At 42.8% G+C, this 1,347-nt stretch carries 2 protein-coding genes; both read left to right on the top strand.

Features of this window, described 5'->3' with window-relative positions:
- Nucleotides 1–99: 99 nt before the first annotated feature.
- A complete protein-coding gene (locus BUB68_RS14810; protein ID WP_014424218.1) occupies nt 100–384 on the top strand; it encodes a transposase in 285 nt (94 codons plus the stop codon).
- A complete protein-coding gene (locus BUB68_RS14805; protein WP_073093064.1) occupies nt 381–1,295 on the top strand; it encodes an IS3 family transposase in 915 nt (304 codons plus the stop codon). The genes BUB68_RS14810 and BUB68_RS14805 overlap by 4 nt, the downstream gene beginning before the upstream one ends.
- The last annotated feature ends 52 nt before the right edge of the window (nt 1,296–1,347 follow it).

Genomic DNA, 1,347 nt, shown 5'->3' with positions numbered 1-1,347 from the left:
TGGAGTTAGAATATAAATAGTACAAGTCAAAATGAGAAATCCTAAATGAGCCCATAACATGGTACAATGTACGTACCTAATCTTGAGGAGGATTTCAGAATGGCTAAACAACATGACAAACAGTTTAAACTTGACGCAATTCAATATTACGAAGATCATAAGGAGCTTGGCTTGCGTGGCTGCGCCAATAACCTAGGCATCGGTTACAGCACTTTGACCAAGTGGCGCAAAGAACTTCGTGACTCCGGCGATATCGTTGTAAGAGGTTCCGGCAACTACGAATCAGATGAGCAGAAAGAAATTGCCAGATTACGCCGTGAATTGCGGGATACGAAAGACGCGCTTGACGTGTTAAAAAAAGCCATCAGCATTCTGGGAAAATAACAGAGGCCATTTATCTTCAGGTCTCTGAACAGGCGGAAATTGCAAAAGAAGAAGGACGCCCTATTTCCGTCTCCGGAATGCTGCGAAAACTTGGCGTTTCACGCTCGGGCTATAACGCTTGGCGCCATCGTCTGCCATCAGACACATCAATAAGACGACAGGAAGTAAAAGAACAAATCCAGCGAATCTACGATGAATCTCATCAAAATTATGGTGCGCCTAAAATCACATCAGAACTGCGTAAAGCCGGAGAAATCATCTCTGAAAGGACTGTAGGTCAATATATGCGCCAAATGGGGCTTCGTGCTCAATGGGTTAAGCCCTGGGTTCCAACTACCGTTGAGCCAGACTTCAGTGACAGTCTGCAGAACATCTTGGATGAACAATTTAATCCAGAACGGCCTAATGCGGTTTGGTGCTCAGACATCACTTATATATGGACAATTGACGGATTTGTATACTTGACCAGCATTATGGACTTGTACTCTCGCAAAATCATCGCATGGACGCTTTCTGACAGCTTAGAAGTAAGCTGCGTAACGGAAACAATTCAAAAATCGAAATTACGCCGCAACCTCGATTTACCACTGATTATCCACTCAGACCGAGGCAGCCAATACGTAGCTAAAGAATATAAGAAGGCCACCGCACGAATGCAGCGGAGCTATTCCAAGAAAGCTTATCCATGGGATAATGCCTGTATCGAGTCATTTCACGCATTGATAAAGCGTGAATGGCTGAACCGCTTTAGAATCCGGGATTTTAATCATGCTCACAGCCTAATTTTTGAGTATATTGAAGCATTTTATAACACAAAGCGGATTCACAGCCATTGTGGATATCTTTCGCCAGATGACTTTGAAAAACTTTACAATGCGAGCGTTGCTAGAGAATCACGATTGGTAAGTTGAAAATAATTAAAATTTCTCATTTTATGTTGTACTAAATCTTGACATAGGACCA

The organism is Pseudoselenomonas ruminantium (assembly GCF_900142515.1).
GTDB lineage: Bacteria > Bacillota > Negativicutes > Selenomonadales > Selenomonadaceae > Selenomonas_A > Selenomonas_A ruminantium_D.
The sequence above is the reverse complement of the archived record's forward strand: the minus strand, read 5'-3'. Positions and strand labels throughout refer to the sequence as shown.

Coding starts and splice junctions, on each gene's coding strand:
- BUB68_RS14810 (WP_014424218.1), top strand. CDS start 100: ATGGCTAAACAACATGACAAACAGTTTAAACTTGACGCAATTCAATAT.